Source organism: Listeria cossartiae subsp. cossartiae, from assembly GCF_014224155.1.
Classification (GTDB): domain Bacteria; phylum Bacillota; class Bacilli; order Lactobacillales; family Listeriaceae; genus Listeria; species Listeria cossartiae.
Genome location: NZ_JAASUI010000001.1, coordinates 607,666 through 633,013 on the forward strand (window position 1 = coordinate 607,666; position 25,348 = coordinate 633,013).

At 36.5% G+C, this 25,348-nt stretch carries 26 protein-coding genes, 1 pseudogene and 1 riboswitch; of the genes and pseudogenes, 22 read left to right on the top strand and 5 right to left on the bottom strand.

Features of this window, described 5'->3' with window-relative positions; genetic code table 11:
- The first annotated feature begins 30 nt into the window (after positions 1-30).
- The 5 genes from HCJ30_RS03080 to HCJ30_RS03100 all read left to right on the top strand — a co-directional run bounded on the left by HCJ30_RS03080 (position 31) and on the right by HCJ30_RS03100 (position 5,306).
- Complete coding sequence (locus tag HCJ30_RS03080) at positions 31-408, top strand: RidA family protein (protein WP_185390934.1); 378 nt, start codon at positions 31-33, stop codon at positions 406-408.
- Positions 409-472: 64 nt separating this feature from the next.
- A riboswitch (SAM riboswitch) is annotated at positions 473-570 on the top strand.
- A gap of 93 nt (positions 571-663) precedes the next feature.
- Positions 664-1,767 (top strand): 5-methyltetrahydropteroyltriglutamate--homocysteine S-methyltransferase, encoded by a 1,104-nt coding sequence (locus HCJ30_RS03085; RefSeq protein WP_185390935.1) that lies wholly within the window; start codon positions 664-666, stop codon positions 1,765-1,767.
- A 105-nt stretch (positions 1,768-1,872) separates the two neighbouring features.
- The gene (gene uvrC, locus HCJ30_RS03090) at positions 1,873-2,973 is read left to right on the top strand and encodes an excinuclease ABC subunit UvrC (protein WP_185390936.1); all 1,101 of its coding nucleotides are present in this window, start codon (positions 1,873-1,875) and stop codon (positions 2,971-2,973) included.
- Between the two features lie 169 nt (positions 2,974-3,142).
- A complete protein-coding gene (locus tag HCJ30_RS03095) occupies positions 3,143-4,585 on the top strand; it encodes an amino acid ABC transporter substrate-binding protein/permease (RefSeq protein ID WP_185390937.1) in 1,443 nt (480 codons plus the stop codon).
- Positions 4,578-5,306: an amino acid ABC transporter ATP-binding protein gene (locus tag HCJ30_RS03100; RefSeq protein WP_185390938.1), complete on the top strand. Its 729-nt coding sequence runs from the start codon at positions 4,578-4,580 to the stop codon at positions 5,304-5,306. The genes HCJ30_RS03095 and HCJ30_RS03100 overlap by 8 nt, the downstream gene beginning before the upstream one ends.
- Positions 5,307-5,353: 47 nt before the next feature.
- Here HCJ30_RS03100 and HCJ30_RS03105 read toward each other — a convergent pair whose 3' ends face one another.
- Positions 5,354-7,228, bottom strand: a complete 1,875-nt coding sequence (locus HCJ30_RS03105) for an amidase family protein (protein WP_185390939.1) — start codon at positions 7,226-7,228, stop codon at positions 5,354-5,356.
- A 545-nt stretch (positions 7,229-7,773) separates the two neighbouring features.
- Here HCJ30_RS03105 and HCJ30_RS03110 point away from each other — a divergent pair.
- The 10 genes from HCJ30_RS03110 to HCJ30_RS03155 all read left to right on the top strand — a co-directional run bounded on the left by HCJ30_RS03110 (position 7,774) and on the right by HCJ30_RS03155 (position 16,356).
- The gene (locus tag HCJ30_RS03110; protein ID WP_149584518.1) at positions 7,774-7,920 is read left to right on the top strand and encodes an Lmo0850 family protein; all 147 of its coding nucleotides are present in this window, start codon (positions 7,774-7,776) and stop codon (positions 7,918-7,920) included.
- A 223-nt stretch (positions 7,921-8,143) separates the two neighbouring features.
- On the top strand, positions 8,144-8,902 hold the full coding sequence (locus tag HCJ30_RS03115; RefSeq protein ID WP_185390940.1) for a hypothetical protein: 759 nt from the start codon (positions 8,144-8,146) through the stop codon (positions 8,900-8,902).
- A 79-nt stretch (positions 8,903-8,981) separates the two neighbouring features.
- Positions 8,982-9,536 carry a TetR/AcrR family transcriptional regulator gene (locus HCJ30_RS03120; RefSeq protein ID WP_185390941.1) on the top strand — a complete coding sequence of 185 codons (555 nt, stop codon included), beginning with the start codon at positions 8,982-8,984 and terminating at the stop codon, positions 9,534-9,536.
- A gap of 16 nt (positions 9,537-9,552) precedes the next feature.
- Positions 9,553-9,894, top strand: a complete 342-nt coding sequence (gene sugE1 / locus HCJ30_RS03125) for a quaternary ammonium compound efflux SMR transporter SugE1 (RefSeq protein WP_185390942.1) — start codon at positions 9,553-9,555, stop codon at positions 9,892-9,894.
- A 2-nt stretch (positions 9,895-9,896) separates the two neighbouring features.
- Positions 9,897-10,217, top strand: a complete 321-nt coding sequence (sugE2, locus tag HCJ30_RS03130) for a quaternary ammonium compound efflux SMR transporter SugE2 (RefSeq protein ID WP_185390943.1) — start codon at positions 9,897-9,899, stop codon at positions 10,215-10,217.
- A gap of 149 nt (positions 10,218-10,366) precedes the next feature.
- Positions 10,367-11,479, top strand: coding sequence for a D-alanine--D-alanine ligase (locus HCJ30_RS03135; RefSeq protein ID WP_185390944.1), 1,113 nt, complete (start codon positions 10,367-10,369; stop codon positions 11,477-11,479).
- A gap of 63 nt (positions 11,480-11,542) precedes the next feature.
- Positions 11,543-12,916 carry a UDP-N-acetylmuramoyl-tripeptide--D-alanyl-D-alanine ligase gene (locus HCJ30_RS03140; protein WP_185390945.1) on the top strand — a complete coding sequence of 458 codons (1,374 nt, stop codon included), beginning with the start codon at positions 11,543-11,545 and terminating at the stop codon, positions 12,914-12,916.
- A 67-nt stretch (positions 12,917-12,983) separates the two neighbouring features.
- The gene (locus HCJ30_RS03145; RefSeq protein ID WP_185390946.1) at positions 12,984-13,697 is read left to right on the top strand and encodes an alpha/beta hydrolase; all 714 of its coding nucleotides are present in this window, start codon (positions 12,984-12,986) and stop codon (positions 13,695-13,697) included.
- 462 nt (positions 13,698-14,159) lie between these two features.
- Positions 14,160-15,710 carry a degradosome RNA helicase CshA gene (gene cshA, locus HCJ30_RS03150; protein ID WP_185390947.1) on the top strand — a complete coding sequence of 517 codons (1,551 nt, stop codon included), beginning with the start codon at positions 14,160-14,162 and terminating at the stop codon, positions 15,708-15,710.
- Positions 15,711-15,867: 157 nt separating this feature from the next.
- A complete protein-coding gene (locus tag HCJ30_RS03155) occupies positions 15,868-16,356 on the top strand; it encodes a QueT transporter family protein (RefSeq protein ID WP_003721433.1) in 489 nt (162 codons plus the stop codon).
- A gap of 31 nt (positions 16,357-16,387) precedes the next feature.
- Here HCJ30_RS03155 and HCJ30_RS03160 read toward each other — a convergent pair whose 3' ends face one another.
- Positions 16,388-16,945 (bottom strand): TetR/AcrR family transcriptional regulator, encoded by a 558-nt coding sequence (locus HCJ30_RS03160; RefSeq protein WP_070215898.1) that lies wholly within the window; start codon positions 16,943-16,945, stop codon positions 16,388-16,390.
- Positions 16,946-17,046: 101 nt separating this feature from the next.
- Between HCJ30_RS03160 and HCJ30_RS03165 the strand changes: the two genes are divergently transcribed.
- Positions 17,047-18,045 carry an amidohydrolase family protein gene (locus HCJ30_RS03165; RefSeq protein ID WP_185390948.1) on the top strand — a complete coding sequence of 333 codons (999 nt, stop codon included), beginning with the start codon at positions 17,047-17,049 and terminating at the stop codon, positions 18,043-18,045.
- A gap of 15 nt (positions 18,046-18,060) precedes the next feature.
- Positions 18,061-18,372: a DUF2316 family protein gene (locus HCJ30_RS03170; protein WP_070037921.1), complete on the top strand. Its 312-nt coding sequence runs from the start codon at positions 18,061-18,063 to the stop codon at positions 18,370-18,372.
- A 234-nt stretch (positions 18,373-18,606) separates the two neighbouring features.
- On the opposite strand, the gene HCJ30_RS03175 is transcribed toward HCJ30_RS03170, so the two are convergent.
- Together HCJ30_RS03175 and HCJ30_RS14430 are read right to left on the bottom strand one after the other, a co-directional pair.
- Positions 18,607-19,275, bottom strand: a complete 669-nt coding sequence (locus tag HCJ30_RS03175) for an Rgg family transcriptional regulator (RefSeq protein WP_260444414.1) — start codon at positions 19,273-19,275, stop codon at positions 18,607-18,609.
- Positions 19,276-19,524, bottom strand: a pseudogene (locus tag HCJ30_RS14430) (helix-turn-helix domain-containing protein); the annotation flags it as partial.
- 378 nt (positions 19,525-19,902) lie between these two features.
- Here HCJ30_RS14430 and HCJ30_RS03180 point away from each other — a divergent pair.
- The 4 genes from HCJ30_RS03180 (at position 19,903) to HCJ30_RS03195 (ending at position 23,422) form a co-directional block, all read left to right on the top strand.
- Positions 19,903-20,298 carry a hypothetical protein gene (locus tag HCJ30_RS03180; RefSeq protein WP_070037912.1) on the top strand — a complete coding sequence of 132 codons (396 nt, stop codon included), beginning with the start codon at positions 19,903-19,905 and terminating at the stop codon, positions 20,296-20,298.
- Positions 20,299-20,341: 43 nt separating this feature from the next.
- On the top strand, positions 20,342-21,013 hold the full coding sequence (locus HCJ30_RS03185) for an ABC transporter ATP-binding protein (protein WP_070215901.1): 672 nt from the start codon (positions 20,342-20,344) through the stop codon (positions 21,011-21,013).
- Positions 21,014-21,116: 103 nt separating this feature from the next.
- Positions 21,117-22,271: an ABC transporter permease gene (locus HCJ30_RS03190; protein WP_185390949.1), complete on the top strand. Its 1,155-nt coding sequence runs from the start codon at positions 21,117-21,119 to the stop codon at positions 22,269-22,271.
- A gap of 14 nt (positions 22,272-22,285) precedes the next feature.
- Entirely contained in the window at positions 22,286-23,422 is a 1,137-nt protein-coding gene (locus tag HCJ30_RS03195) for a hypothetical protein (RefSeq protein WP_185390950.1), read from the top strand.
- Positions 23,423-23,529: 107 nt separating this feature from the next.
- Here HCJ30_RS03195 and HCJ30_RS03200 read toward each other — a convergent pair whose 3' ends face one another.
- A complete protein-coding gene (locus HCJ30_RS03200) occupies positions 23,530-23,883 on the bottom strand; it encodes a winged helix-turn-helix transcriptional regulator (RefSeq protein WP_003727117.1) in 354 nt (117 codons plus the stop codon).
- Positions 23,884-24,010: 127 nt separating this feature from the next.
- Between HCJ30_RS03200 and HCJ30_RS03205 the strand changes: the two genes are divergently transcribed.
- Positions 24,011-25,177 (top strand): MFS transporter, encoded by a 1,167-nt coding sequence (locus HCJ30_RS03205; protein ID WP_185390951.1) that lies wholly within the window; start codon positions 24,011-24,013, stop codon positions 25,175-25,177.
- The last annotated feature ends 171 nt before the right edge of the window (positions 25,178-25,348 follow it).

Consider the following 25,348-nt stretch of genomic DNA (forward strand, 5'->3'; position numbering starts at 1 on the left):
AAGCATACCATAAAAGAAAGCAGGGATAAAATGGCAAAAAAAATTATTCAAACATCGTCAGCCCCAAAAGCACTTGGACCATACTCACAAGCTGTAAAAGTGAACGGACTTATTTTTACGTCAGGTCAACTTGGTATTAACCCAGCAACTGGAGAATTAGCAGAAGGCGCGACAAAACAAGCCGAGCAAGCTTTTAAAAATTTAGCAGCAGTGCTAGAAGAAGCTGGTTCTGGACTGGATAAAATCATCAAAGCGACTGTTTTCTTCAAAGATTTAAATGAATTCACAGCTGTAAATGAGGTTTATGCCACATTCTTTTCCAGTGATTTCCCAGCGAGAAGTGCTTTCCAAGTAGCGAAATTGCCGCTTGATGCTGAAATTGAAATCGAAGTTATCGCAGAAGCATAAATATTCAGAAATAAATTTGACAACAACGAGAAACAAACGATATAATAAGAACCAATTACATAGCAACTTATCAAGAAAGGTGGAGGGTTCTGGCCCAGCGAAGCCTTGGCAACCGGATTTTTCACGGTGCCAAATCCAGCAGGTAACACTGACAGATAAGGCACGCGAATCAGGTAAATTCACTTTCCCTTAAAAGCTGTCTTTTGAGGGGAAGTTTTTTTGTACATAAAAATAAAACGAATTGAGGCGAAGGAAATGAATCAAGTAGCACCATTTTATGCAGATCATGTTGGAAGTATTTTACGGACAAAGGCCATTAAAGAAGCGCGGGAGAAGTTCCAAGCTGGCGAAATAACAGCCCAAGAGTTGCGTGAAGTTGAAAATACAGAAATTAAGTATATCGTCGAAAAGCAAAAAGAAGTAGGCTTAAAATCAATCACAGATGGCGAGTTTCGCCGTGCTTGGTGGCATTTTGACTTCTTGGAGAATTTGGACGGGGTAGAAGGATACGATGCGGCTGGCGGCATTCAATTCAGCAAAGTCCAAACAAAATCGCATTCAGTAAAAATCACGGCTCCGATCGATTTCACCACGCATCCATTTATAGAAGATTTTATTTTCCTAAAAGAAGCTGTTGGGGAAAATCATGTTGCGAAACAAACGATTCCGAGTCCAGCAATGCTTCATTATCGCGGCGATATTGAGTATCAGCCATATTTAGACGATGCCGACAAATTTGCCACTGATTTAGCGACTGCGTATCAAAAAGCGATTCAAGCATTTTATGATGCTGGCTGCCGTTATCTGCAATTAGACGATACATCGTGGAGCTATTTATGCTCGGATGAACAACGCGAAGTCGTGCGCCAAAGAGGATTTGACCCGGACACATTACAAGAAACGTATAAAAATCTTATCAATGAATCTATCAAACATAAACCAGCTGATATGGTTATTACGATGCACATTTGCCGTGGGAATTTCCGTTCCACATGGATAGCGGAAGGTGGCTATGGACCGGTTGCGGAAACCTTATTCGGTCAATTAAATATCGATGGTTTCTTTTTAGAATATGATAACGAACGTTCTGGAGATTTTGCGCCATTAAAATATGTGACGCGCCCAGATTTGAAAATTGTGCTCGGCTTAATTACATCGAAAACAGGTGAATTAGAAGACGAAGCGGCGATTAAAACGCGGATTGCTGAAGCGAGCGAAATCGTCTCATTAAGCCAATTACGCCTAAGTCCCCAATGTGGATTTGCCTCCACAGAAGAAGGCAATATCCTGACCGAAGAAGAACAATGGAATAAATTACGCTACGTTGTCCAAATTGCGGAAGACGTCTGGGGTAAATAATTAATTAAAAGAACTAGCTTGAGTGAGACGAGCTAGTTCTTTTTTCGTCTTTACAAATAGAGCGAGTAGGACTAGAATAGATGTTCAAGAAGGAGGGGTGCCCCTTTGGACGACAAATTACAAACTAAATTAACCTTATTACCTGAATCACCAGGTTGTTATATTTATAGAGATGAAAATAACGAAATTCTATATATCGGCAAATCAAAATGCTTAAAAAACCGCGTAAAATCGTATTTTCATAGCAAACAAATCGGTAAAACCGCAAGACTTGTACGGCAAATTCGCGATTTAGAACTAATCATCACTACTTCCGAAAAAGAAGCCCTACTACTCGAAATGATTTTAATTCAAAAATATCAGCCACCTTTTAATATCCAGTTAAAAGAAGGCCCAAGTTACCCATATATTAAAATTACGAACGAAAAAAATCCGCATATCGAAGTCGTGCTGGAAGTAAAACAGGATGGCGCGCACTATTTTGGCCCATATCCCGGCCGCTACTCCGCCAGACAAACCGTAGAACTAATCGAAAAACTATTTCCGCTGTGCAGATGCGACGGAAAGCCGGGCCGTCCTTGTTTATACTATCATTTAGGGCTTTGCTTAGGGCCATGCTACGAAGAAATTGAGCCAGCAGTTTATGAAAAGCAAATCCGAAAAATTAGCCGTTTCCTGGAAGGCGACATTAAAGATGTAAAAGATAAGCTAACCACCGAGATGCAAGAAGCAACAGAAAAACTCGAATTTGAAAGAGCCGCCGAACTGCGTGATAAAATGCACGCTATTAATGAAACAATTGAAAAACAGCACATTATTTTCCCGGGCTTAAAGAATCGCGACATCATCGGTTGTTATCAACAAGACAACTATCTAAGCGTGTTCGTTTTCTTTGTTCGAAACGGCGCAATTAATGGAAGCAAGTGGCACGTTTTCGAAATCGAAACATCGCTCCAAGAAGATTTAGCCAATTTTATTAACCATTTTTATGAAGATCCCAATAATATTCAACCAAAAGAATTGCTAATCGCTGAAAAAATCGATAAAAAATCGCTACAAGAGCCACTTCGGAAAGCTTGTTTATTCCCACAAAAAGGCGGTAAAAAGAAACAAATCGACCTCGCAATCGAAAATGCGAAAAGCGCGTACATCGCTTACGCTAAGATGAAAGAGTATGATTTTGAAAAAGAATTAAACAACCGTTAGAAGCTAATTTACAAGGATTAGCTTCTTTCTTTTTCGGTGTTGAAAATCTTATCACAAATAACTATGGTCAATAATCTATCCTTATGGTAAAATCTTACGAGTACGGAAAAAAATTAGGCTACATAAAATAATTAATTAAAGCAAAACACATATAGAGGGAGGACACAATATGAAGAAATTTTCACGATTTTTACTAATGATGGCAATTGCTTGTGTTGCCACGTTCATTTTCACAGGAAACGGATTAAACGCAAAAGCTGCTGAAGAAACATACTTGATTGGTACAGATACTACATTTGCACCTTTTGAATTTGAGAAAGGCGGAGAACATGTTGGTATCGACATGGACATCCTAAAAGCTATTGCCAAAGATCAAAATTTTAAATATGAAATTAAAGCAATGGGATTCAATGCAGCAGTACAAGCACTAGAAGCTAACCAAGTCGACGGTGTTATCGCGGGAATGAGTATTACAGACGAACGTAAACAAAAGTTCGACTTCTCTGATCCTTATTTTGATTCAGGTGTCGTTATGGGGATTTTGAAAGATAATGACGAAATCAAAACATATGAAGACTTAAAAGGTAAAAAAGTAGCCGTTAAAACAGGTACAGAAGGTTACGCATTTGCAGAAAAAATCAAAGCTAAATACGGCTTTGATATCGTTGTTTTCGATGATTCCGCACAAATGTACGATGACGTTAAAACAAGAAATTCTGTCGCATGTTTCGATGATTATCCGGTACTAGCATACGGAGTTCAAACAGGCAACGGTTTAAAAATTGTAACAGACAAAGAAAAAGGAAACTCATACGGTTTTGCTGTTAATAAAGGCAAAAACCAAGAACTTTTAGCTAAATTTAACGCTGGTCTTGTGAACATTAAAGCAAGCGGCGAATATGATGAAATTCTTGAAACTTATTTAGGTAAAGATGCTATTAAAGAAAACACAACTGAAAAAGGCTTTATGGGGATTATTAAATCTTCCTGGCCAGCACTTTTAGCTGGAATGTGGCTAACTATTAGATTAGCAGTTGTTTCCCTTATTATCGCATTCATTATTGGTATTACATTCGGCTTTATGAAAGTCAGCAATAACAAAATTTTACGCGGAATTGCCACAGTTTATGTAGATATTTTCCGAGGAACTCCATTAATTGTTCAAGCATTCTTCTTCTACTTTGGTATTCCAGCAGCACTTGACTTTAGGATGCCAGTATTCTTGGCCGGGGTTATCGCGCTAAGCTTAAATGCCGGTGCCTACATGGTCGAAATCGTCCGCGGCGGTATTCAATCTGTCGACAAAGGACAAATGGAAGCAGCAAGAAGTCTAGGCTTACCATATAAAAAAGCGATGATGAAAGTCGTTCTACCACAAGCAATTCGAATGATGATTCCGTCCTTTATTAACCAATTCGTTATCACTTTGAAAGATACATCGATCATGTCAGCAATTGGACTCGTCGAATTAACTCAATCAGGTAAAATCATTATGGCGCGTACATTCGAAAGTACATGGACATGGCTAATCATCGGAATTATGTACCTTATCGTTATTACTATTTTAACGAAAGTATCCGATCGTTTAGAAAGGAGATTACGAAATGACTAAACTTAAAGTAACAGGCCTTAAAAAAAGTTTTGGTGCTAACGAAGTACTGAAAGGCATCGATATCGAAGTAAAAGAAGGCGAAGTAGTTTGTGTAATCGGACCTTCTGGCTCTGGTAAAAGTACTTTCCTTCGTTGCATGAATAACTTAGAAGATATTACTGCGGGAGACGTTATTGTCGATGATTTTAACATCACTGATAAAAAAGTCGATATTAACCAAGTTCGCGAAAATATCGGTATGGTTTTCCAACATTTTAACCTTTTTCCGCATTTGTCGGTTTTAGAAAATATTACACTTGCACCAGTTGAACTGAAAAAAATGGATAAAGAAGCTGCGAAAAGTAATGCCTTGCGTTTGTTAGAACAAGTAGGCTTGCAAGAAAAAGCAGAAGAATATCCTAACCAACTGTCTGGTGGACAAAAACAACGGGTGGCGATTGCAAGAGCACTTGCGATGGATCCGGATATTATGTTGTTCGATGAGCCTACCTCCGCACTCGATCCGGAAATGGTCGGCGAAGTTTTAGGCGTTATGAAAAAATTGGCAAAAGACGGCATGACGATGATTATTGTTACCCACGAAATGGGATTCGCTCGCGAAGTTGGCGACCGCGTAATCTTTATGGATGGTGGCTACATTGTCGAAGAAGGCAAGCCTGCTGAAATTTTCGATAACCCAACTCACGAAAGAACCATCAGTTTCTTAGATAAAGTTTTATAAACAAAAAGCCCTCTGTCCTTGGAATTCCCAAGAACAGAGGGCTTTTTTTATTTTAAGTTAGGACTTTTTCTGTTTTTCGATTGTTGTTCGTAGGCATAGCCCATATTTAGTAACGCTGTATCGCTATTTCGTGCACTTATAAAAGTCAGGCTAATCGGTTGGTTTGTTTCAGCGTCATAACCAGCTGGAATAGTTAACTCTGGATTTCCAGCAATTGGAGCAAGAAACATGACAGAGCCACCCATACCAATGGTAACCACCGCATCAAGTTGATCTTTTTGAAGCACAGAATCTAGTTCGTTTTGTGCCGTGCCAATCAAATTACCAGCTAAATGGTCCGCTTGTTGCTTCGTAGTTGTACTTTGCGCTGCTTTGACAAGTTCTGCTTGCCCGTATTTCATATTTCTTGCTGGGTTCGTTTGATTAAATTGGATAATAGATTCTAACGTAGTCATAGGCGAATGATTCACTTGCAAAAATTGATTTAAATCGTATTTAAAGTCAGCATTCAGCAACTGTGAAAAATCAGTATCCACTTGTTCGAATTCGCCAAGTGCAATACCATTCACGATAGTTGCGCCAGCATTTTGCAAATCTTGTTTTATTTTTTTGATAACAGCCGTTTCTTCATTACTCTCACCGTCTGCTAAAAGCCCGATTCGTTTCCCTTTAAGGGCGTCTTTTGAAAGTGCTGGCTGGTTTGTTGTATTGGTTAAAATATTCGTTGTTAGGTAAGCATCTGTAACAGTTCTTGTTAGTGGACCCGGCGTATCAAATCTGCTAGAAAGCGGGATAATACCTTCATTGTTTACTAAACCTTGCGATGGCTTATACCCAACAGCTGATTGCGCGGATGCTGGTGTAATAATCGAACCATTCGTTTCAGTACCAATCGCAATCGCTGCAAAATCACTTGTAGCCGCAGTAGCTGAGCCAGAACTTGAGCCAGAAGGGTCCAAATCTAATGAATAAGGATTTTTCCCTTGGCCTTTTTTACCTGAGTAGCCGTTTGGTACTTCGTCATCCATTCCAGCCGCCCATTCGGACATATTGGTTTTTCCGAGGATTAGCGCGCCGTTAGCTTTTAGTTTTTCGACAATGGCAGCATCTTTTCCAATGACCCAATCTTTTAGCGCGACGGTTCCGGCACTAGTTGGAAGTTCTTTAGTCCCGATATTATCTTTTAAAAGAACAGGCATGCCATATAAAGCGGATTTATTTGTGGCCGCTTCCTTGTCCAGTTGTTCTGCTTCGGCAATAATAGTTGGATTAATTTCTGTAACGGCATTTAAACTTAAGCCATTTTGATCATACTTTTTAATACGGTTTAAATAAATACCGGCTAATTCTTTATAGCTAAGTTGGTTAGTCGTAATAAGTTGTTGCAGCTTTGTTATATCTGTACCGACAACAAGCGGTTCTTTTGCTTCAAGTGTAGCAATATCTAACGAAGCTAATTGATTATTAATCGGCGTCATTACACGCTCTTTATCGTAAAAAGGGCTAATTTTAGCAGGTGTATCTTCTTGTGGATCCGATTCAGTTGGCGTTGTTTTGGAAGGTTTACTGTTTGGCTTTTTTGAATCAGTTGCCGTCTTTTCTTCCGTTGCAGCGTCATTTGGTTTCATTTTAATAACCGTTCTCTTTTTGAGAGATTTTTGGGAAACACGGCCCGTTATTCGCTCGACTTGTAATTGCTTGCCGCCGAAGTTCTTTTCTAAATGGAAATTCTTTTTATTGGAACCGATTTTTGAGTCGGTTGCTGGTTTTGTAGGTTCTTTTTGGTCATATATACTATCTTTTATGATTGCAGGCTTTTCTTCCGGCGTAGTGGATTGTTGGTTAGTAAATAAAAGATAACCACCGCCAATACTCAGCGCCGTGCAAACTGCAATACTTGTTATGATAATGCGTCTTTTCATGCCATTCCTCCGATGTTTTATATGAATATAATTATATAATAACGCAGATAAGAATCCAGTGACGATTCTGTGAAAACAACAAAACATCACCAAAATTATTTGTTCTAAAAGTGAAAAGCCACATATAATAGCCATTTCACAGCCAAATCGGCATGTCTGAAACAGAGGGAAGCTTGTTGTATCAATGCTTTAAGAATGAATATTGTATTTAAGAATACGAAGGTTCATAAAAAAGACACATTTAGAAGAAAAATTACTAATTAATGCCCCATTCGCTAGCTTTTTATTTTATACTAATATATAGGCTAATTACATAAAATTGTTGGAAATAGTATAGGTAAAACAAAAATTACTGATGTTTTTCTTTATATTAAAAAGAAAACTGCTAGGAAAATTCGGTTTTCAAACGCTTTCTTGAAAAAAAGCAAAGATTTTGGTTAAAATTTTGTTTAATAGGGTATTCTTAGTAAAGAGTATATGGTAAAGTAAGGAAAGAGAGAAAAACAAAAAGAATGAAAACAAATTTTGAAGATGGAGTGATGAGATTGGATAATAATCAGAAAGACTTGAATCAAGTAATCCGTCAGCTCAAAGAAAAAGGAATTGTTGTTGAAAAAACAAAATCACGAAAAGATATTTGGAAATCGGTGAGCAGTAAGGCGATACCAAATATGACACTTCGATTGCAGTAAATCGAAAAGTGGAGGTTTTTATAGGCGAGTTTATTGAGTCTTTTGTAATTAAAATTACTTTAGATGGCGTAATTAGCGTATAAAATCACTTCACTTTTTTTCTTTGTCATAAATTAGTCATTAAGTTTTGATGTTTCTGTTATCCTTTTTACGTAAAAATGTTGTATGATGGAGTGGAAGGCTTTTGTCATAGAAGAAAATAGAAATAGAGTGAGGCATATACATGAAAAAAGAAGCGGTTAACCAACAATCTATTTATGTGCATATTGATCATGTTATTAATAATGTGGCAACAAGCGGCATTTCTTTTTGTGATTTCTTAAATGGCGTAGGACAGCCACCGGAAAATATTTTGCTCATTAAGCATAATATTGAAGACGCATCCTACAATGCACACACAGCTTTTCACTACTTAGAGCCAGGCGATTTAGCGAATATATCCAAAGGGAATTTTAACCCACTTTGTTGGATTGATTTTGAAGACGTGGAGCTTTTAAACCAATTGACACCACAAGAAGTAGCAGAAATGCTGTATCTTGCACATACTGGACGCCATTTGCGTTCGCCATTTTACTATAAATTACAAAACAATTTTGTTTACTTAACGAGGGAAGACGGTCGATATAATAAAGTATATTACCGCAACCTCAATCATTTTTATATGTTACTTAGTTACGTCATTGCACGAAAAACGGCAGAACTTGTGAATGAGAAAGGCATTTTTTCTTTTAGTAAGAAAAAATATGTTGCCGAACCACCAGTGGAACTTTTGAAAAAAATGGCAGATCATTTTAAAGACGGGGCTTGCATTGCGCTGGATGATGTGGTCAAATCACGTACGCAAATCGAAGTACCAATCGGCCATGGCTTAACAGAAGAGATGACCGAACTAGAAATTTCTTCCAAAATATATTATGAAGAAGAAGTTGCAAAACTAGTTTATGATTTAAAACAAAATGAGTGGAAATATATCGAAAAATAAAAAATCAAACTTTTTCCTTTACGTTTGGTTTTTTATTTGCTAGAATTTAACTAATGAACGTTAGTTAGGGGGTTGCTTTATGACAAAGAAACTAGTAAAAGAAGCCGCATTAACACTTTTTGCGGAAAAAGGCTATGATGGAACGGCACTTTCTGAAATTGCCAAAGCTGTTGGAATTAAGACACCATCTTTATATGCCCATTTCCCATCAAAAGAAGCGCTTTTTTTAGAAGTTTATCGAGATAGCATCCAAATGGAATTAACAGAATTAGGACGTGTAGCGGAACGAGATGATTTATTGGGTAAAGAGAAACTACAAGCAATTTTCTTTGTAGCGACTGATTTTTCCAGTAATCCTAATGAGAAGAAATTTTTCCAACGCGCTGTCTTTTATCCCCCTAAGTCACTTTTTCAAGAATTAAAGGAAGAAACAAAGACGTATGAACAATTGACAGATGGTATATTGCGCGAAACGTTAGGGGAAATCGTGTCGGAGAAAGTCCTTGTTAGATGGATGCATGTATTTTATGCCATGCTTGATGGGCTTAGCGTCGAGCACGGAATTTATGATGAAACGGAATTTGAGTTGCGTAGAGCATCTGCTTGGGAAGTTCTTGCAAGTTTATTAGATTGAATGGGAGGTAAGGCAAATGGCTTGGTTATATTTAATTATGGCAGGATTATCAGAAATTGTTTGGGCTTTTGGGCTGAAAGAATCACATGGTTTTACGATGCTCGGGTGGAGCCTTTTAACGATAGCATTTTTAATTGTTAGTTTTGGTTTGTTTTCCGTTTCGATGAAATCGATTCCAATTGGTACTGCTTATGCGGTCTTTACTGGGATTGGGGCTGCTGGGACGGCGATTATTGGGATGATTTTTCTTTCGGAAGGTGTTTCGTTTTGGAAGATTGTTTCTCTAGTCGTGTTACTAGTAGGGATTATTGGGTTGAAATTAGTGGATGGCAATGAGTCTGAAAAGGAGGCTAAATAACGATGGATTGGATATTTTTACTTGTAGCAGGTTTATGTGAAATGGTCTTTGTTGTGATGCTGAAACTTTCAGATGGTTTTAAACGGCTAGGATATGCGATACTCACGATTATCTTTATGTCCGCGAGTTTCTTTTTACTATCGCTTGCGCTTAAAACGATTCCGATTGGTACTGGTTACGCGATTTGGACCGGAATTGGAGCCGTTGGTAGTGTGACGCTTGGAATGATTGTATTTAAAGAACGTAAAAGTGTTGGTAAATTGCTGTTTATTACGATGATTATTGCCGGCGTGGTTGGCTTGAAATTAACATCTGGCGTTTAATAAGTTAGGCTGAAAAAGTCCTTTTTATAATAAGTTTGCACGTTTCTTATTTAAAAAAGAAGATTTTTTCAGCCTATTTTTTAGTTATACCTTTTCATCCTGTCAAAACATGGTAAAATAGATAAAGCGAATGATGACGGAGGGGTATTATGAAAACCAAGTTAATCTTATTATACGGTGGAAAATCTGCTGAACACGAAGTTTCCTTACAAACAGCATTTTCAGTTATTAACGCTTTGGATTTAGAAAAATTCGAAGCTGCGCCAATATATATTACAAATGAAGGCGAGTGGATTCAAGGACCACTACTTGCTGGAAAATTAGATTTTGTCGAACAATTACGTTTTACGGCAGCAGATACAGTGAAGCTTGCTACTACTGAATCAGAAAAATCAGAAGGGGAAGCGATTAGCCCAGCTGTTTTAGAAGCAGACGGACAAGAGACAGTCATATTCCCACTTTTACATGGACCAAACGGGGAAGATGGCACAGTTCAAGGTTTGTTTGAAGTATTAAACATTCCTTACGTTGGCAACGGCGTCTTAGCATCATCAGCTGCGATGGACAAAATCGTGATGAAGAAAATTTTTGCAGATGCTGGTATTCCACAAGTTCCAGCTGTTGCAGTACGTTTAATCGATTGGAAAAACTATCAAGAAGAAATGGTTGCCGAAATGGAAGCAGTACTTACATATCCAGTCTTCGTAAAACCAGCCAATCTTGGTTCGAGTGTTGGAATTAGTAAAGCTACGAATAAAAAAGAATTAGCTGAGGCGATGACAGAAGCCTTTTTATATGACCGTCGTGTCGTAGTAGAACAAGGCGTGGTCGCGCGTGAAGTCGAAATGGGCGTACTTGGAAACGATACGCCAGTTTGCTCCGTTCCTGGTGAAATTTTGCCAGAAGGTGCGGTTGCTACTTTTTATGATTACAAAGCGAAATATCAAGACAATAATACAGCGTTGATTATTCCGACTGAAGTAGATCCGGAAATCTTGGAGCAAATGAAAGAATATGCGGTCCAAGCGTTCTTAGGTCTTGATGCAAGCGGACTAGTACGAGCGGACTTTTTCTTAACGGCCGACAACCAGTTATTCTTAAATGAAGTGAATACAATGCCAGGTTTCACGCCGTATAGCATGTACCCACTTTTATGGCAGGAAACGGGCTTACCGTACGGAGCGTTAATTGAACGATTAGTCGATTTAGCGAAAGAACGCCACGCAGCCAAAAATGCACTTAAATATAAATTAGAAGACTAAAATAAACAAGAAAGCAGTTTTCATATGCGGAAGCTGCTTTTTTATGGAAGAGAGAGATTTAATTTGAAAAAAACAGTAGGCGAAGTAGTAGCAATGTTAGATAGTTCCATCCATGTAGATACATTTCGCGATGTCGTCATTACTGGCATTTGTTTTGATACAAGGCAAATAAAGTCAGGTGATTTATTTGTTCCGTTTGTAGGAAATTTGCGCGATGGACATGAATTCGTAAGTCAAGCACGCGAAATGGGCGCAGTTGCAACCTTTTGGCAAAAAGATGTACCGAATCCACCGACGGATTTCCCGGTTATTTTGGTAGAAGATACTTTGCTAGCATTACAAGAACTAGCAGCGAAATACATCCAACAAGTAAAACCGAAAGTCATTGCGATTACTGGAAGCAATGGTAAAACGACAACAAAAGATATTATGGCGGCGATTGTCGAAACAACGTATAAAGTGCATTATACTGGTGGGAATTTTAATAATCATATCGGCTTACCATATACGATTTTAACCATGCCAGAAGATACCGAAGTGGCCGTGCTTGAAATGGGGATGAATCATCGCCACGAAATCGAAGTGCTTTCTAAAATTGCTAAACCGGATATCGCGATTATTACGAATATCGGCGAGGCGCATATTGAATATCTCGGTTCACGCGAAGAAATTGCCAAAGCAAAACTAGAAATCACAGCTGGCTTGAATCCGAGCGGGATTTTAATCTATCCGCACGAAGAAAACTTGTTGTTAGGTAATATTGATGGCGACTTTAGACAGCTCACCTTTGGCAAATCAGAGGCGGCGGAAATTTATCCATTAGAAATCCGTGCAGAAGCAGAAGGTACTTCTTTTGTGACAAATTGGGAGCCAGAACGCGAAATTTTTGTACCAATTATCGGCGAACACAACGTTTTCAATACGATGGCGGCAATGCTTGCGGCGCGCGAAATTGGTATTGAAGGCGAAAAAATCCAGTCGGCGTTGAAAAATATGGAACGTTCCAAAAGTCGTTTAGAGTGGATCACAACGAAAAGCGGCGCGCGAATTTTGAATGATGCGTATAACTCCAGTCCGACGGCGCTAAAAACCGTTTTAAAAACATTTATGCATATGGATTCGAATGGCAAGCCGAAATATTTGGTACTTGCGGATATGCTTGAATTAGGAGATTTATCGACAAAACTTCACCAAGAATCTGCCGAAGTGCTAGAAAATGACACGATTGCGAAGATTTTCTTATATGGTGATGCAATGAAAGCATTCGGAACAGTAGCCGAAGCAAAAATTGGTCAGGGAAAAGTTCAACATTTTGACACAAAGGAATCGCTTGAGATGGCGCTTCTTTCCGAAATGACTGGAAATGAATGGATACTGGTCAAAGGTTCTTATGGAATGGGCTTGAAAGATGTAGTAGAAAATCTTATTATTAAGTGACGAATAAAATTGGACATATAATATTACCGTTAAATAGGTAATAATTTTGGACAGGAGGAAAGGCATAATGGTTGCTTGTTTGTGTATTCATGGTTTTACTGGTTCGCCGTCCGAGGTGAAGCCGCTCGCTGACTATTTGCGAGAGCATACAGATTGGGATGTTTTAGCACCCACATTACCTGGCCATGATCACCTGCGCCACTTAAAAAATGTGACGTATAAAGATTGGATCGTTTTCGTAGACAGCATTTTAAGTCAAATGCTGAAAGAGGACGATGAAGTATATATTATTGGTTTTTCCATGGGTGGCTTACTCGCGGGATGGCTTGCGAGACATTATCCAGAAGTGAAAAAACTGGTACTTCTAAGCACAGCTGTAAATGCAATGGAGTGGCCGCAACTTGTCGAAAATTCCAAGCAAGTAATAACCGAAGCAAAAGAAGTAACACTCAAAAATAGCCCGATGTTCAAACGTTACCAAAAGAAAGTAACAGAAACACCTTGGACTTCCACGCTACAATTCAAAAAAATGGTCGCTTTAGCAAAACCAGTTTTTGAACATATCGAAATTCCGACATTTATTGCACAAGGCAGTGCCGACCAAATAGTTCCTGCTGAAAAAAGTGTCAATTTCTTAATGGAAAGCATTCCTGGACCGAAAGAATTATTCATTTTAGAAGGTTCGAAACACGTGATTTGTCAGGATGAGCAAGCAGATAAATTATTTGCAGCCGTTTTAACATTTTTGCAAAAAGATGTTGCTGTATTACATGCCAATTAATAAAAAAGCTGGAAATTGTTTTCGGACAATTTTCAGCTTTTTTTAAAAGATTTCACAACAAAAACGGCTAAAGCGCGCTGATAAACGTACATTTAAAATGAAATAACTTTTTTTATTCGATAATAGCGCGGAAAGATAAGGTTTTGCCGTTGAAAAGAAATAGTTAGTGTGTTATGATGATAGATGGAAGTTTATTAGGTTTATATTTAGCCTAGTGATTAATGAGGGCTTTTTTATTTGATGCGTTAGAACTGCTATAATGGCAGAGAATATTTCTGATGCCGTGAATCATTTTGCTTGGTGCGCCCAGGCTTTTCTATTGCAGAAAAATGAAAATGAAAGATAGCAGTTTTCATAAAAACAACTGCAAATGAACAGACAAACAATCGTAATAAGCGTATTGTGATGAATTATAAAAGTAGCTCTCCTACCAAACTTTAAACAGGTAAAGGAGAAATGACATTGACAAAATTTTCGGAGTTCGGACTGGACGAAAAAATTGTAAAATCAGTAAATCGGATGGGGTTTGAAGAAGCAACACCAATCCAAGAAAAGACAATTCCACTAGGACTAGCAGGTAAAGACTTAATCGGGCAAGCACAAACAGGTACTGGTAAAACAGCCGCTTTTGGTCTTCCAATGATCCACAAAATTGACCAAAAGAGTAACAACGTACAAGCTTTAATTATTGCTCCAACGCGTGAACTTGCAATCCAAGTTTCCGAAGAGCTTTATAAACTTAGCTATGACAAACATGTACGCGTGCTAGCGGTTTACGGTGGTAGTGATATCAGCCGTCAAATCCGTTCACTTAAGAAAAACCCACAAATCGTAGTTGGTACGCCAGGACGTATTTTGGATCATATTAACCGTCGCACACTGAAACTAGACAACGTGGAAACACTTGTACTAGATGAAGCAGACGAAATGCTAAACATGGGCTTCATTGATGATATCGAAACAATTCTAAAAGAAGTACCAGCAGAACGTCAAACATTACTATTTTCTGCAACGATGCCTGATCCAATTCGCCGTATTGGTGAACGTTTCATGCACAGCCCAGAACTTATTCGCATTAAAGCAAAAGAAATGACTGCACTATTAATCGAACAATTCTTCGTAAAAGTGCACGAAAAAGAAAAATTTGACGTATTATCTCGTTTATTAGACGTTCAATCACCAGAACTAGCAATCGTTTTCGGTCGTACAAAACGTCGTGTAGACGAACTATCTCGCGCGCTTGACATGCGTGGTTACGTGGCTGAAGGTATCCACGGTGACTTAACGCAAGCAAAACGTATGAGCGTACTACGCAAATTTAAAGAAGGAAAAATTGATGTTCTTGTTGCAACAGACGTAGCAGCACGTGGACTTGATATTTCCGGCGTAACACACGTATATAACTATGATATTCCACAAGATCCAGAAAGCTATGTTCACCGTATTGGTCGTACTGGTCGTGCTGGTAAAGAAGGTATGGCGATTACATTCGTACAACCTCGTGAAATGGGTTACCTACGTATCGTTGAAGAAACTACGAAAAAACGTATGCAACCACTTCAAGCTCCTACATGGGACGAAGCATTTGCAGGCCAATTACGCGTAGCAACTGAAAAAATTCAAGCAGCAATCACAGAAGAAAACTTAGCTGACTACAAAACGTTTGCTAACGAACTTCTTGAAAAATACGACGCAACTGACATCGCAGCAGCAATGCTTAAAATGTTAGCGAAAGAGCCAGACAAAACTCCTGTCCATATTACTGAAGAGCGCCCATTACCATCCCGTGGTGGCGGTGGCTACAAAGGTAAAAATGGTAAAGGCGGCAAAGGTGGCGGCTATCGCGGCGGAAGCGGCAAAGGCGGAAGCTACCGTGATCGCAACAACAGCGGCAAAGGTCGTCGTAGTGGCGGCGGAAGCGGTTCTGGCGGTGGCGGCAATCGTGATCGTCGTGGTGGCGGAGAACAACGCAGCGGCGGCAACAAAGGCAACTACTCGCAAAAATCTAAATAAGATTACAAGCAAACGGCTACCCGTAAAGGTAGCCGTTTTTTTATGCATAATAAGCCATTTACATTAACTTCCAAATATGAGAAAATAGCATGTTGGCAAAATTGCCACACGTGGTTCATTCATACCATCCCACGTAAAAAAACTAGGAGGAAAAATAATGAAAATGAAAATTTTGACGGTGAATGCAATTATCGCCGCACTGTATGTAGTGCTCGGAATGATTGTCGCACCAATTGGGTTTATGGCATTACAATTTAGAATACCAGAAATCTTTAACCACCTAATCGTTTTTAATAAAAAATACTTTTGGGGTATTATCGTAGGTGTTTTTATTACGAATCTATTCTTTTCTGGATTAGGTTGGATTGATTTAGTTTTTGGCGTAGCACAATCGGCTATTTCCCTTTTACTAATGATTGGCATTTCTAAATACGTGAAAGGAATTATTCCGCGGATGATTATTAATACGATTCTATTCTCCGTAACGATGGCGATTATCGCTTGGGAGTTAGTAATTGTTTTTGACTTACCATTCTTGATTACTTGGGCAACAACAGCTGCAAGTGAATTCATCGTGATGGGTGTCGGGATTCCGTTGATGTATTTATTGAATAAACGGTTGAATTTCCGTAAAATGATTGATTAAATGAGAGGGTCTAAGGGAACTTAGGCTCTTTTTATTTTTGTAAAAAGCGAGCTGCCTCCTGTATCAATTCAACTAATTGACCATTCGTATAGTCTTTATTCGATTGCTGAATTTCTACCGCTAAACTTAAAATCATCCTAGCAAAACAATTAGGAATAAAGTGACTATCTGAAAAGGAAACTTCTTTTAACAAACTAATTCGAAGTATTTCTCCAGACACTACATCAATAAAAATATTTTCTGCCCGGCTCCAAAAAATCACTTGAAATAAAAGCGGGTTTTTTTGAATAGTTCGGAGGATTAAGCGTTGGATATTTTCTTTTGTTAAAATAATTTGGTCGAATTCCAAAGAGAAGTACTGCATGGTTCGCAAAATCTGGACTTCAATCACTTGAATAATCTCCTCATGATGACGATAAAAAGTGGCTCGTGATACTCGAGCTTGTTCGCATAAATCTTTTATAGATATTGATTCAAATGTTCTACCTTCCACATAAAACCTCTCCAAAATAGTATATAGTTTGGTTTGTGTTTTTTGTGTACGCAAATCAACATTCAACGGTTGATGCACTTTTACGTAGTTATTCATAAAACTCTCCTTTTTATGATACATAATTGTTATTAGTGTATCGAAATGTGGCTATTTTAGCAACGTAAAAAGGGGTATTGTTTACTTAAGGAGGAATGAACATGAAAATTATAACAATAGAAGAACATTTTGAATCCGAAGTCATTACGAATGAAATCAACAAAGTCACTGGAAATTTAGTAAGAGGACAGGTAAGTCCGGAAATGTTTCAATATATGCAAAAGGAACTTCCTTCAGCAGCGGAAATGCAAGATACAGAAAAGCGTTTAGCATTTATGGATCAACATGGTATTGATATGCAAATACTCTCTTATGGGAATAGTTCTCCGCAAAACTTAGATCCAAAAATTTCGGTAGCTCTGTGTAAGCGAGCAAATGATGAACTAGCGAAGGTGATTCAACAAAATCCTACGCGATTTGCCGGTTTTGCTGTCTTACCAGTAGGCTCACCAGAAGATGCTGCTATTGAATTAAAAAGAGCCGTAGAAGAACTTGGTTTCAAAGGTGCACTTGTAAAAGGGCAGTTTGAAAACAAATATTTTGATAATCGCTTTTATTATCCGATTTTCGAAATGGCAGAAAAACTAGATGTACCGATTTCGTTCCATCCATCGTTTATCCCAGAAGCTATTACAGAACAATATTTTTCCAGTGATGCTTGGTCTGATGTGGTGATAGGGGTATTTTCATCTGCTGGTTTTGGGTGGCATATGGACGTTGGTATTCAAGTCGTGCGGATGATTCTTTCAGGTATATTTGATAAATTACCGAATTTAAAAATCATCACAGGGCATTTAGGGGAAATGGTGCCAATGTTTTTAAACAGAATGGACAATACACTCGGCCACTGGACAACGCTAGAACGGAAAATTTCTGACTACTACCGGACGAATGTGTATGTGACACCAAGCGGCTTATTATACCAAAATGAATGGAAGTTTTTATTAAATGAATTAGATGAAAATCATCTTATTTATGCGCTAGATTATCCTTTTGTAAAACCAGAAAATGCTGGAACTTTCCTAGATACACTTGATTTAACGGATGAAGTAAAAGCAAAAATCGCTCACGAAAATGCTGAAAAATTATTACATTTATAAAAGGTGGAATTCAAAATGACTTTATCAAAAGAACAAATGAAAGCAACGAAAAGTGAGTTTGCGGAGAATTTGGCGCTTGCGAATTTAACAATTGCCGAAGTAGCGAAAGAACTAAATACAAGTGAAGTAAAAATAGAACGGATTTTGAATTTAAAGCAGCGTTCTTTAAATGATGGTTGGATTTTGCGGAATTACTTACTTAGAAAGGTAGCGGAAGTAGGGAAGACACCAGTTCCATTTACAGCGCTCAGTGGGGATTATCATGGGTATTGGTTTTTAGATGGAGAAGAAATTGATTCAGGGGTGTTAAGTGAAGGAGCTTGTTAAATAATGCATTTTTAAAGAAAAAATTCATTTGGAGAAGGTATGTTTGCATCAATTGAAGAATAAGAAATAAGTATAAAAAGTTAGAAGGTACAGGCATTAATGTACTTTCTAACTTTTTTTAGTTTAAGTAATGACTACTATTAATAGCAAATATATTTTCGCAGAGAAACACTAGTGTTACCACAATACTATAGTGATTATTAAACAATAAAATCAAATTAATCTAGGACTTCCTCAACGCAAATCTGGGAAATATTCTTTTTCAAATTGTAATAGAATAGCTTCTTTATCGATAGTAAGGAGAATATTTTTCGCCTTAGTTATTAAGCTATAATCATTAGTGTTAACACCTTGTAAATAATATGCGCTAGCTAATAAATCAAAGCGGTTAATTTCTTTAGCAATAATAATAGCAGCGTTTAAACTATTTGTTGTAATGGTAGAATTATGTTGCATAAAAATAGTGGCAGTATTGATAAGCAGAGCTAATTTAAGCGGATTTAAGGATTTATCTAAAGCATTATATTTATCAATCATTGTTAATAATCGGGGGACAAATTTTTCGATTACATCCAGCGGGAAATAAAATAGAATATTACACACGAGGCGTATCTCAATCAGTGAGAAATTATCAATTTTTTCTAATCGCTTCCAGATTGGCTTAACAAGCTCTTGTGCTTTTTCAACTTCATTGTTTGTTAAAAGAAGGGATGCCTTTAACACGATTCTAATATCTTCTAATAAATTGTCTTTAAAATGATTATCTAAATAATTATCGCATCTATTTATAATTTTCAATATTAGTTCTGTTTGTGTATTAGAAACGAGTTTGAAAAAGTCTGCAATAATATCTTCTCGAGTGTTTAATTTATAATCATTTTTAATATACCGAAGTTCATCCATGGTTACATCTAATTTAATGACGATATTCTCTATTGTAGTGATGGTTGGTATAATATTGTTATTTTCGATTTTCGAGATAGTAGTGCGAGCAAGAATGTTATTAGATATATACGATTGAGAAAGTGATTTATTTTTTCTGATTTGACGAATAGCAGCTCCATATGTTTTTATAATAGCTCTCCTCCAATGTAGTAAAATAATTATAATGTTTTTTGGGGGTGAATATAGTGAACATAAAACTGAAATTATGTATTTTTATTGTAACATAGTGAATATACAAATAATAGAATTTGTGAAAGGAGTATCAAATTATGATGCAAATGATTAATTGGTTTTTTGGTTCATCAAATTATTTAAGATAGTTTTAGTCAATTTAAATAATACTAAGAAAGGAAACTAATTTAGCCAGAAGATAGAAATATTTAGTTCGCTTTGATGCGGAATTAATATTTTGATTAATCTGAAAATAAAGAATTCATGTAAGGTGGTGATTACAATATAAATTAGTATTAGAAAGAAGTATATGAACTTTATGCAATATGGCGCTAAAGTATATATTGTTGAAGATTATATAAACAAGTGGGGTGCTTGTTTGGTTTATACTTTTAAAATTTAGGAGGAAATTAAATGATGAAAAAATTTGTAATTGCGATTGCTATAATCTTCGGTGTACTAGGAGCAAGTGGTGCTACAGATCAAAGTGTAGAAGCCGCTTCAACATACAATGCGACAGGAATGTATAACGGATTGCTAAAGGCGGAGTTAAGCTTAAATTATGGATCATGGTCTTCAGCAGCTAGGTATACCGGAACCAAGCCGTATAATCTTCCTAGAATAGCTATCCAAACTCGAATTCAAAGAAAAGATGGTGTAGTAAGGACATATTGGGAAGAAACAAGTAATGATTATGTGAAATATGATGGTGGATCTAATACAGTTGGTCCAAATGGAAATAATTATGCTCGTGCATATGGATATTATTATGGTGGTGGTGAAACTCGAGTAGCCACTAGATGGATGTAATACATTAACTTTAACAAGCACCCCAGATATAGGAGGAACTTCAATGTCTGTATTAATGAGTTGTGAAAATGTATCTAAAACTTATTCAGGGAATTTACAGCCTACATTAGTTAATATTAATTTAACAATTAAAAAAAATAATTTATATTTTATAAAAGGACCATCCGGAAGTGGAAAAACAACATTACTTAATATACTGAGTCTTATAGATGCACACTCTTCTGGAATAATGAAGTTCAATAATTTTGATATTAGTTCTATGAATACAAAAGCAAAAAACCAAATACTTTTAAATGACATAGGAATGATTTTTCAGAAATACAATCTATTATCACCGTTAAATGTGATTGAGAATATCATGATATCCAGACTATATGCAGATTTTTCTAAAAAAGATTGTATTATAAGTAAAGCAAAGCAAGTGATAAAGTTATTACATTTAGAAGGTTTAGAGGAACGAAAAATCAATCAACTATCTGGTGGACAACAACAACGTGTGGCAATAGCTCGAGTTTTAATGCAAGAGCCAGAACTCTTGCTAGCCGATGAACCGACAGCAAATGTTGACAAGGAAACAGAAGCAATCATAATGGATATTTTTAGTCAATATCGAGAAAAGGGAGCGTTAATAATAGTTTCTCATAATGATAGTTATGCTGATATTGTGGATGCATCCTACGAGTTAAATAAAGGTAGGATATCGAGCTATGAATAATAACAAATTCGTTTTTTGGAATTTTTGGAAAAATTATAAAAAAACTAGTAAGCAATGGTTGTCAACGGGAGTTGTTACTTTTTGCGGGCTTTTACTAATAAACGTGACTATTTTAATTGTTTTTATTGGAAATACATATATTAATGTAAATTTTACTGAAAATAATTCTCTAAAATGGATAGAGGTTCAGAGTGATGGGCCTTCGATTCCATTAAGACAAATATCAAGAAATAGAGATAATACAATTACACTATTACCAAAGTATGAACCCTTTATGAGTGGTGTAACGTTCGAAAATTATGATGAAAAAGGAAATATTAAAATGTCTATGGATGTTAATAGTATTTTTGTTCCTTATGAATCTCTTGAATTTTTTGGCATAAACATAAAAGATATTGATAAAATACAGTGGGATGAGGGGAAAGTAATTTTAGTTTCCCCAATTGATGCAAAAAGTAATGGGCTGTTAGATGGACAGAAATTGTCTGTTCCGTTTGATAAAACAGCATTCAATAATGAATTTGATTTAAGTGATACTGAATTAGAAGATTATATAGCTAAAATAAATGAAAATAAAATTGAGGTAACAGTTAAAATTCGAGAAATTACAACTTTGCCTCAATATGAAAATTATTCTTTACTTCCTATTCAATTATTAGTCAATCAACACAGTAAGGTTAATTCTATAAGTGAAGACGAATTTATTTCGAATGCTAAATTAACAGATGGGTTTTACATCATAGTAAAGAAATTCGAAGATGTAGATAAAATTGCTAATGAATACAAAGCAAGAGGTTATTCTCTTAAATATGCATTAGAGTCGTTTCAAAATCTATCCGAAATATTATCCAATGTAAAGTTAGTAAGTAATTATTTTATAATACTAGTGTCAATTATAATTAGTATAACTTTTATTAATAATTGCTCTCAAATATTATATCATCGAAAACATGAAATAGGATTACAACAAGCGCTAGGAATTAGTAAAAGGAGCTTGATTTGGAGTACTCTAATAGAATTCGTTTTTCAAAGTATTATAGTAATGATTATCATTCTTCCAACGATTATTTTTGAATGGTTTGTTGTTAAAAGTATGTTAACTAATAACATAGTGGGGATTAATGGTTTAGAAACAGTACTTGTTGTTTGGGGAATAAATTGGATTATTATATTAGCAATTTCTTTAATAGGAGCTACGTTCCCATTAATGGGAACGTTTAAATTAAAAATTGTAAATCTATTGGATTCCATAAACTAGTTTGGAGGGAAAATATGAAAAAATATTATTGTATGTATTTGATTGTTTTAGTATTGTTATCTGGCTGTACAACAACTCCAGTAAAGGAAAATACGAGTAATCAATCAATCAGTAATATAAAAGTAGAAAATATAAAAGACATTATTCCAATCAGCAAAGAAATAGTCAAGGATCAAAAAATTAAAGTAAAGTCCTATATTCTTAATGCCCAAACTGGAGAGCGTATTAATACAGATATTTTATTTGATGAAGTTCCGAATCTTTTCCAAATGCATGGATACGATATTTACTCTTCAGCATATCAATATTATAAAGATCGTCTTGTTATTGGCTGTCAATCTGGCGGAGGGAAAAGTTATGTTTATAAAATATCTGACGACGGGCAGTTGACTGTAGACACAGTCAACTATAATATACTTTATTATGATGAAAATAAAAGATTATATATAGCACAAACAGATGAAGGATATGTAACATTAAATGAAAAATATGCAGTGAATGAAGAATTTCCAGTACTTAAAGATAGCAATATTACTACTAAAGACCAGATGTTTATCTTGCAAGCCTATGGTGTTAATGAAATTTACTATTTAGGAAGATATGGTGAAAAGACTTACCAATTAATGAAATATAATTCAAATGAAAAGAAGTTAGTTAAAGTTTATGATTTGGTAGAAGAATTAAAACAACAGGGCATTGATTTTGAGGAAGGATCAGAAATTAATCCAAAAATGACTCTGTATAAAGAAGGTCAAAAATCATATATTTCTATCTCAGTAGATCGAATATGGAATGGAAAAGATGACTTTAAAGAAATTAATAAAAATATCCTAATAAATATTACTAATAATGTAGCCATATTTGATAATGCTTTTGAGGAGGATGATTCTGCATATCCTGAACTAGATTTTTCAAGAAATGTAATGCAAAGTTCTGATAAAATATCTATTTTCAAATTAAATGAAGGAAAAATAATAAGAGTGAATGACTACAATGCAGAAGATATTATTAATGATGGAGATAATCATATTAACTATATCTATCGTATGGATGATAAGGAAATTATAATGAATGTGCCATCAGGAGTTGTTAAATATAATATTGCTGAAGATAAAAGTGAACAACTATATGTAGATAGGCTTGAAGAATGATTCTATTATATTTTAGTCTTAAGATTAAATTGTGTTTGTGACTGACTATCCTCAAAATCACTAGTAACTTTAGAGTTCTAATTCTAAGGTTGCTAGTGATTTTTTGCCTAATCTCGTTTCAACAAAACAATATCCTCATTCTTCGTCAGCAATAAATCCACATGATTCTCGCCCCATAAGCAAAGTTTATTCAAAATCTCCGACAGCGATTCGCCGTATTCGCTCAAAGAATACTCGACTTTTGGTGGGATTTGTTCATATACTTTGCGGACAATAACCCCGGATTTTTCCAGCTCGCGCAATTGTTGTGTGAGCATTTTTTGTGTGATGTTGGGTATGAGTCGTTTTAATTCGCCAGTTCGTTTTTTGCCTTCGCGTAAATGGCAAAGGATGACTGGTTTCCATTTGCCGCCGATAACTTCTAGTGTAGCTTCTACGCCGATATTGTATACTTTAGTCATCGTAATCCTCCTATAGGCACTTTTTAGTATCTATATGACTTTTAAGTACCTTCTTGTTATTCTGTACGGTATATAAGATACTGTATAACAGAACGAAACAATTTGCAATTTTTTAGGGGGAAATAACGTGGATATGAAAAAAGTGAATCCTAATTTGACGCTTTTGGCGTTGGCGATTAGTGCGTTTGGGATTGGATCAACAGAATTTATTAGTGTGGGGCTGCTTCCGCTGATTTCTTCTAGTATGGGTGTGTCGATTAGTACGGCTGGTTTGACTGTATCGATTTATGCGCTTGGTGTGATGGTTGGGGCGCCGGTTTTAACGACGATGACGGCGAAGATGAATCGTAAAAATTTGTTATTATTAGTAATGCTCGTGTTTCTGATTGGGAATCTTGTCTCAGCATTTGCGGTGAGTTTTGGGATGCTCCTTACTGGGCGTGTAGTTGCGGCATTTGCGCATGGGGTATTTATGTCGATTGCTTCTGTTATCGCGGCAGATGTGGTTCATCCGAGCAAACGGGCTAGTGCGATTGCGGTGATGTTTACGGGACTTACGGTGGCGACTGTGACGGGGGTGCCGCTTGGGACGTTTATCGGTCAACTGTTTGGCTGGCGGATGTCGTTTCTGTTTATTGTTGCGATCGGTGTGATTGCGATTATTGCTAACTTTTTCCTTGTGCCGAAAAATTTATCGAATGGTAAGAGCATTTCGTTTAAATCGATTGGGCAATTGTTAGTTAATAAAAAAATCGTGATGGTTTTACTCATGACGGCGTTTGGTTATGGTGGTACTTTTGTGGTTTATACGTATTTATCGCCGCTGTTTAGCAAAATGGGATATTCTACGAGTATGATTGTTATTTTGCTGATTGTTTATGGCGTGATGGTTGCGATTGGGAATACGATTGGTGGGCATTTTGCGAATGAGCGTCCGGCTAAGGCACTTTTCGTGATGTTTAGTTTGCAAGGAATTACGCTATTATTGCTTCAATTTACATCTGGAAATGCGATTTTTGGATTAATTACGATTATGTTGATGGGATTTTTCGCTTTTATGAATGTGTCGGGTTTGCAGCTTTATGTTGTGCAGTTGGCAGAGCGGTATTTGCCGGAAACGGTGAGCATGGCTTCGGCGCTTAATATTTCGGCTTTCAATGTTGGGATTGCACTGGGCGCATTTATTGGCGGATTAGTGACGGAATATATTGGATTGAGTTATACGCCGATTGTCGGATTTTTGATGGTTTTCATTGCAATTATTTTAACTTTCTATATGAAAAAAGATAAATAGTTCAAATAATAGGCCTTTTACAGTGAATGTAGAAGGCTTTTTTTGTGCTTTCAGTAGCTCCGACCTATTCCGGCAAGGTTTTTTTCCAGTTATAGTAAAATGGGTAGTTTTTTTGTCCCTACGTGTCTGACAAAAATAGCTATATAGCTTATTGTAAGCCCTATCATGAAA

Excerpts from the sequence above, each read along its gene's own strand:
- HCJ30_RS03085 (WP_185390935.1), top strand. The coding sequence starts at position 664 with ATGAATCAAGTAGCACCATTTTATGCAGATCATGTTGGAAGTATTTTA.
- sugE2 (WP_185390943.1), top strand. The coding sequence starts at position 9,897 with ATGGATTGGATATTTTTACTTGTAGCAGGTTTATGTGAAATGGTCTTT.
- HCJ30_RS03115 (WP_185390940.1), top strand. The coding sequence starts at position 8,144 with ATGAAAAAAGAAGCGGTTAACCAACAATCTATTTATGTGCATATTGAT.
- HCJ30_RS03095 (WP_185390937.1), top strand. The coding sequence starts at position 3,143 with ATGAAGAAATTTTCACGATTTTTACTAATGATGGCAATTGCTTGTGTT.
- HCJ30_RS03180 (WP_070037912.1), top strand. The coding sequence starts at position 19,903 with ATGATGAAAAAATTTGTAATTGCGATTGCTATAATCTTCGGTGTACTA.
- HCJ30_RS03100 (WP_185390938.1), top strand. The coding sequence starts at position 4,578 with ATGACTAAACTTAAAGTAACAGGCCTTAAAAAAAGTTTTGGTGCTAAC.
- HCJ30_RS03105 (WP_185390939.1), bottom strand. The coding sequence starts at position 7,228 with ATGAAAAGACGCATTATCATAACAAGTATTGCAGTTTGCACGGCGCTG.
- HCJ30_RS03195 (WP_185390950.1), top strand. The coding sequence starts at position 22,286 with ATGAAAAAATATTATTGTATGTATTTGATTGTTTTAGTATTGTTATCT.
- HCJ30_RS03080 (WP_185390934.1), top strand. The coding sequence starts at position 31 with ATGGCAAAAAAAATTATTCAAACATCGTCAGCCCCAAAAGCACTTGGA.
- HCJ30_RS03155 (WP_003721433.1), top strand. The coding sequence starts at position 15,868 with ATGAAAATGAAAATTTTGACGGTGAATGCAATTATCGCCGCACTGTAT.
- HCJ30_RS03185 (WP_070215901.1), top strand. The coding sequence starts at position 20,342 with ATGTCTGTATTAATGAGTTGTGAAAATGTATCTAAAACTTATTCAGGG.
- HCJ30_RS03160 (WP_070215898.1), bottom strand. The coding sequence starts at position 16,945 with ATGAATAACTACGTAAAAGTGCATCAACCGTTGAATGTTGATTTGCGT.
- HCJ30_RS03170 (WP_070037921.1), top strand. The coding sequence starts at position 18,061 with ATGACTTTATCAAAAGAACAAATGAAAGCAACGAAAAGTGAGTTTGCG.
- HCJ30_RS03120 (WP_185390941.1), top strand. The coding sequence starts at position 8,982 with ATGACAAAGAAACTAGTAAAAGAAGCCGCATTAACACTTTTTGCGGAA.
- HCJ30_RS03175 (WP_260444414.1), bottom strand. The coding sequence starts at position 19,275 with ATGGATGAACTTCGGTATATTAAAAATGATTATAAATTAAACACTCGA.
- HCJ30_RS03145 (WP_185390946.1), top strand. The coding sequence starts at position 12,984 with ATGGTTGCTTGTTTGTGTATTCATGGTTTTACTGGTTCGCCGTCCGAG.
- HCJ30_RS03165 (WP_185390948.1), top strand. The coding sequence starts at position 17,047 with ATGAAAATTATAACAATAGAAGAACATTTTGAATCCGAAGTCATTACG.
- sugE1 (WP_185390942.1), top strand. The coding sequence starts at position 9,553 with ATGGCTTGGTTATATTTAATTATGGCAGGATTATCAGAAATTGTTTGG.
- HCJ30_RS03135 (WP_185390944.1), top strand. The coding sequence starts at position 10,367 with ATGAAAACCAAGTTAATCTTATTATACGGTGGAAAATCTGCTGAACAC.
- HCJ30_RS03200 (WP_003727117.1), bottom strand. The coding sequence starts at position 23,883 with ATGACTAAAGTATACAATATCGGCGTAGAAGCTACACTAGAAGTTATC.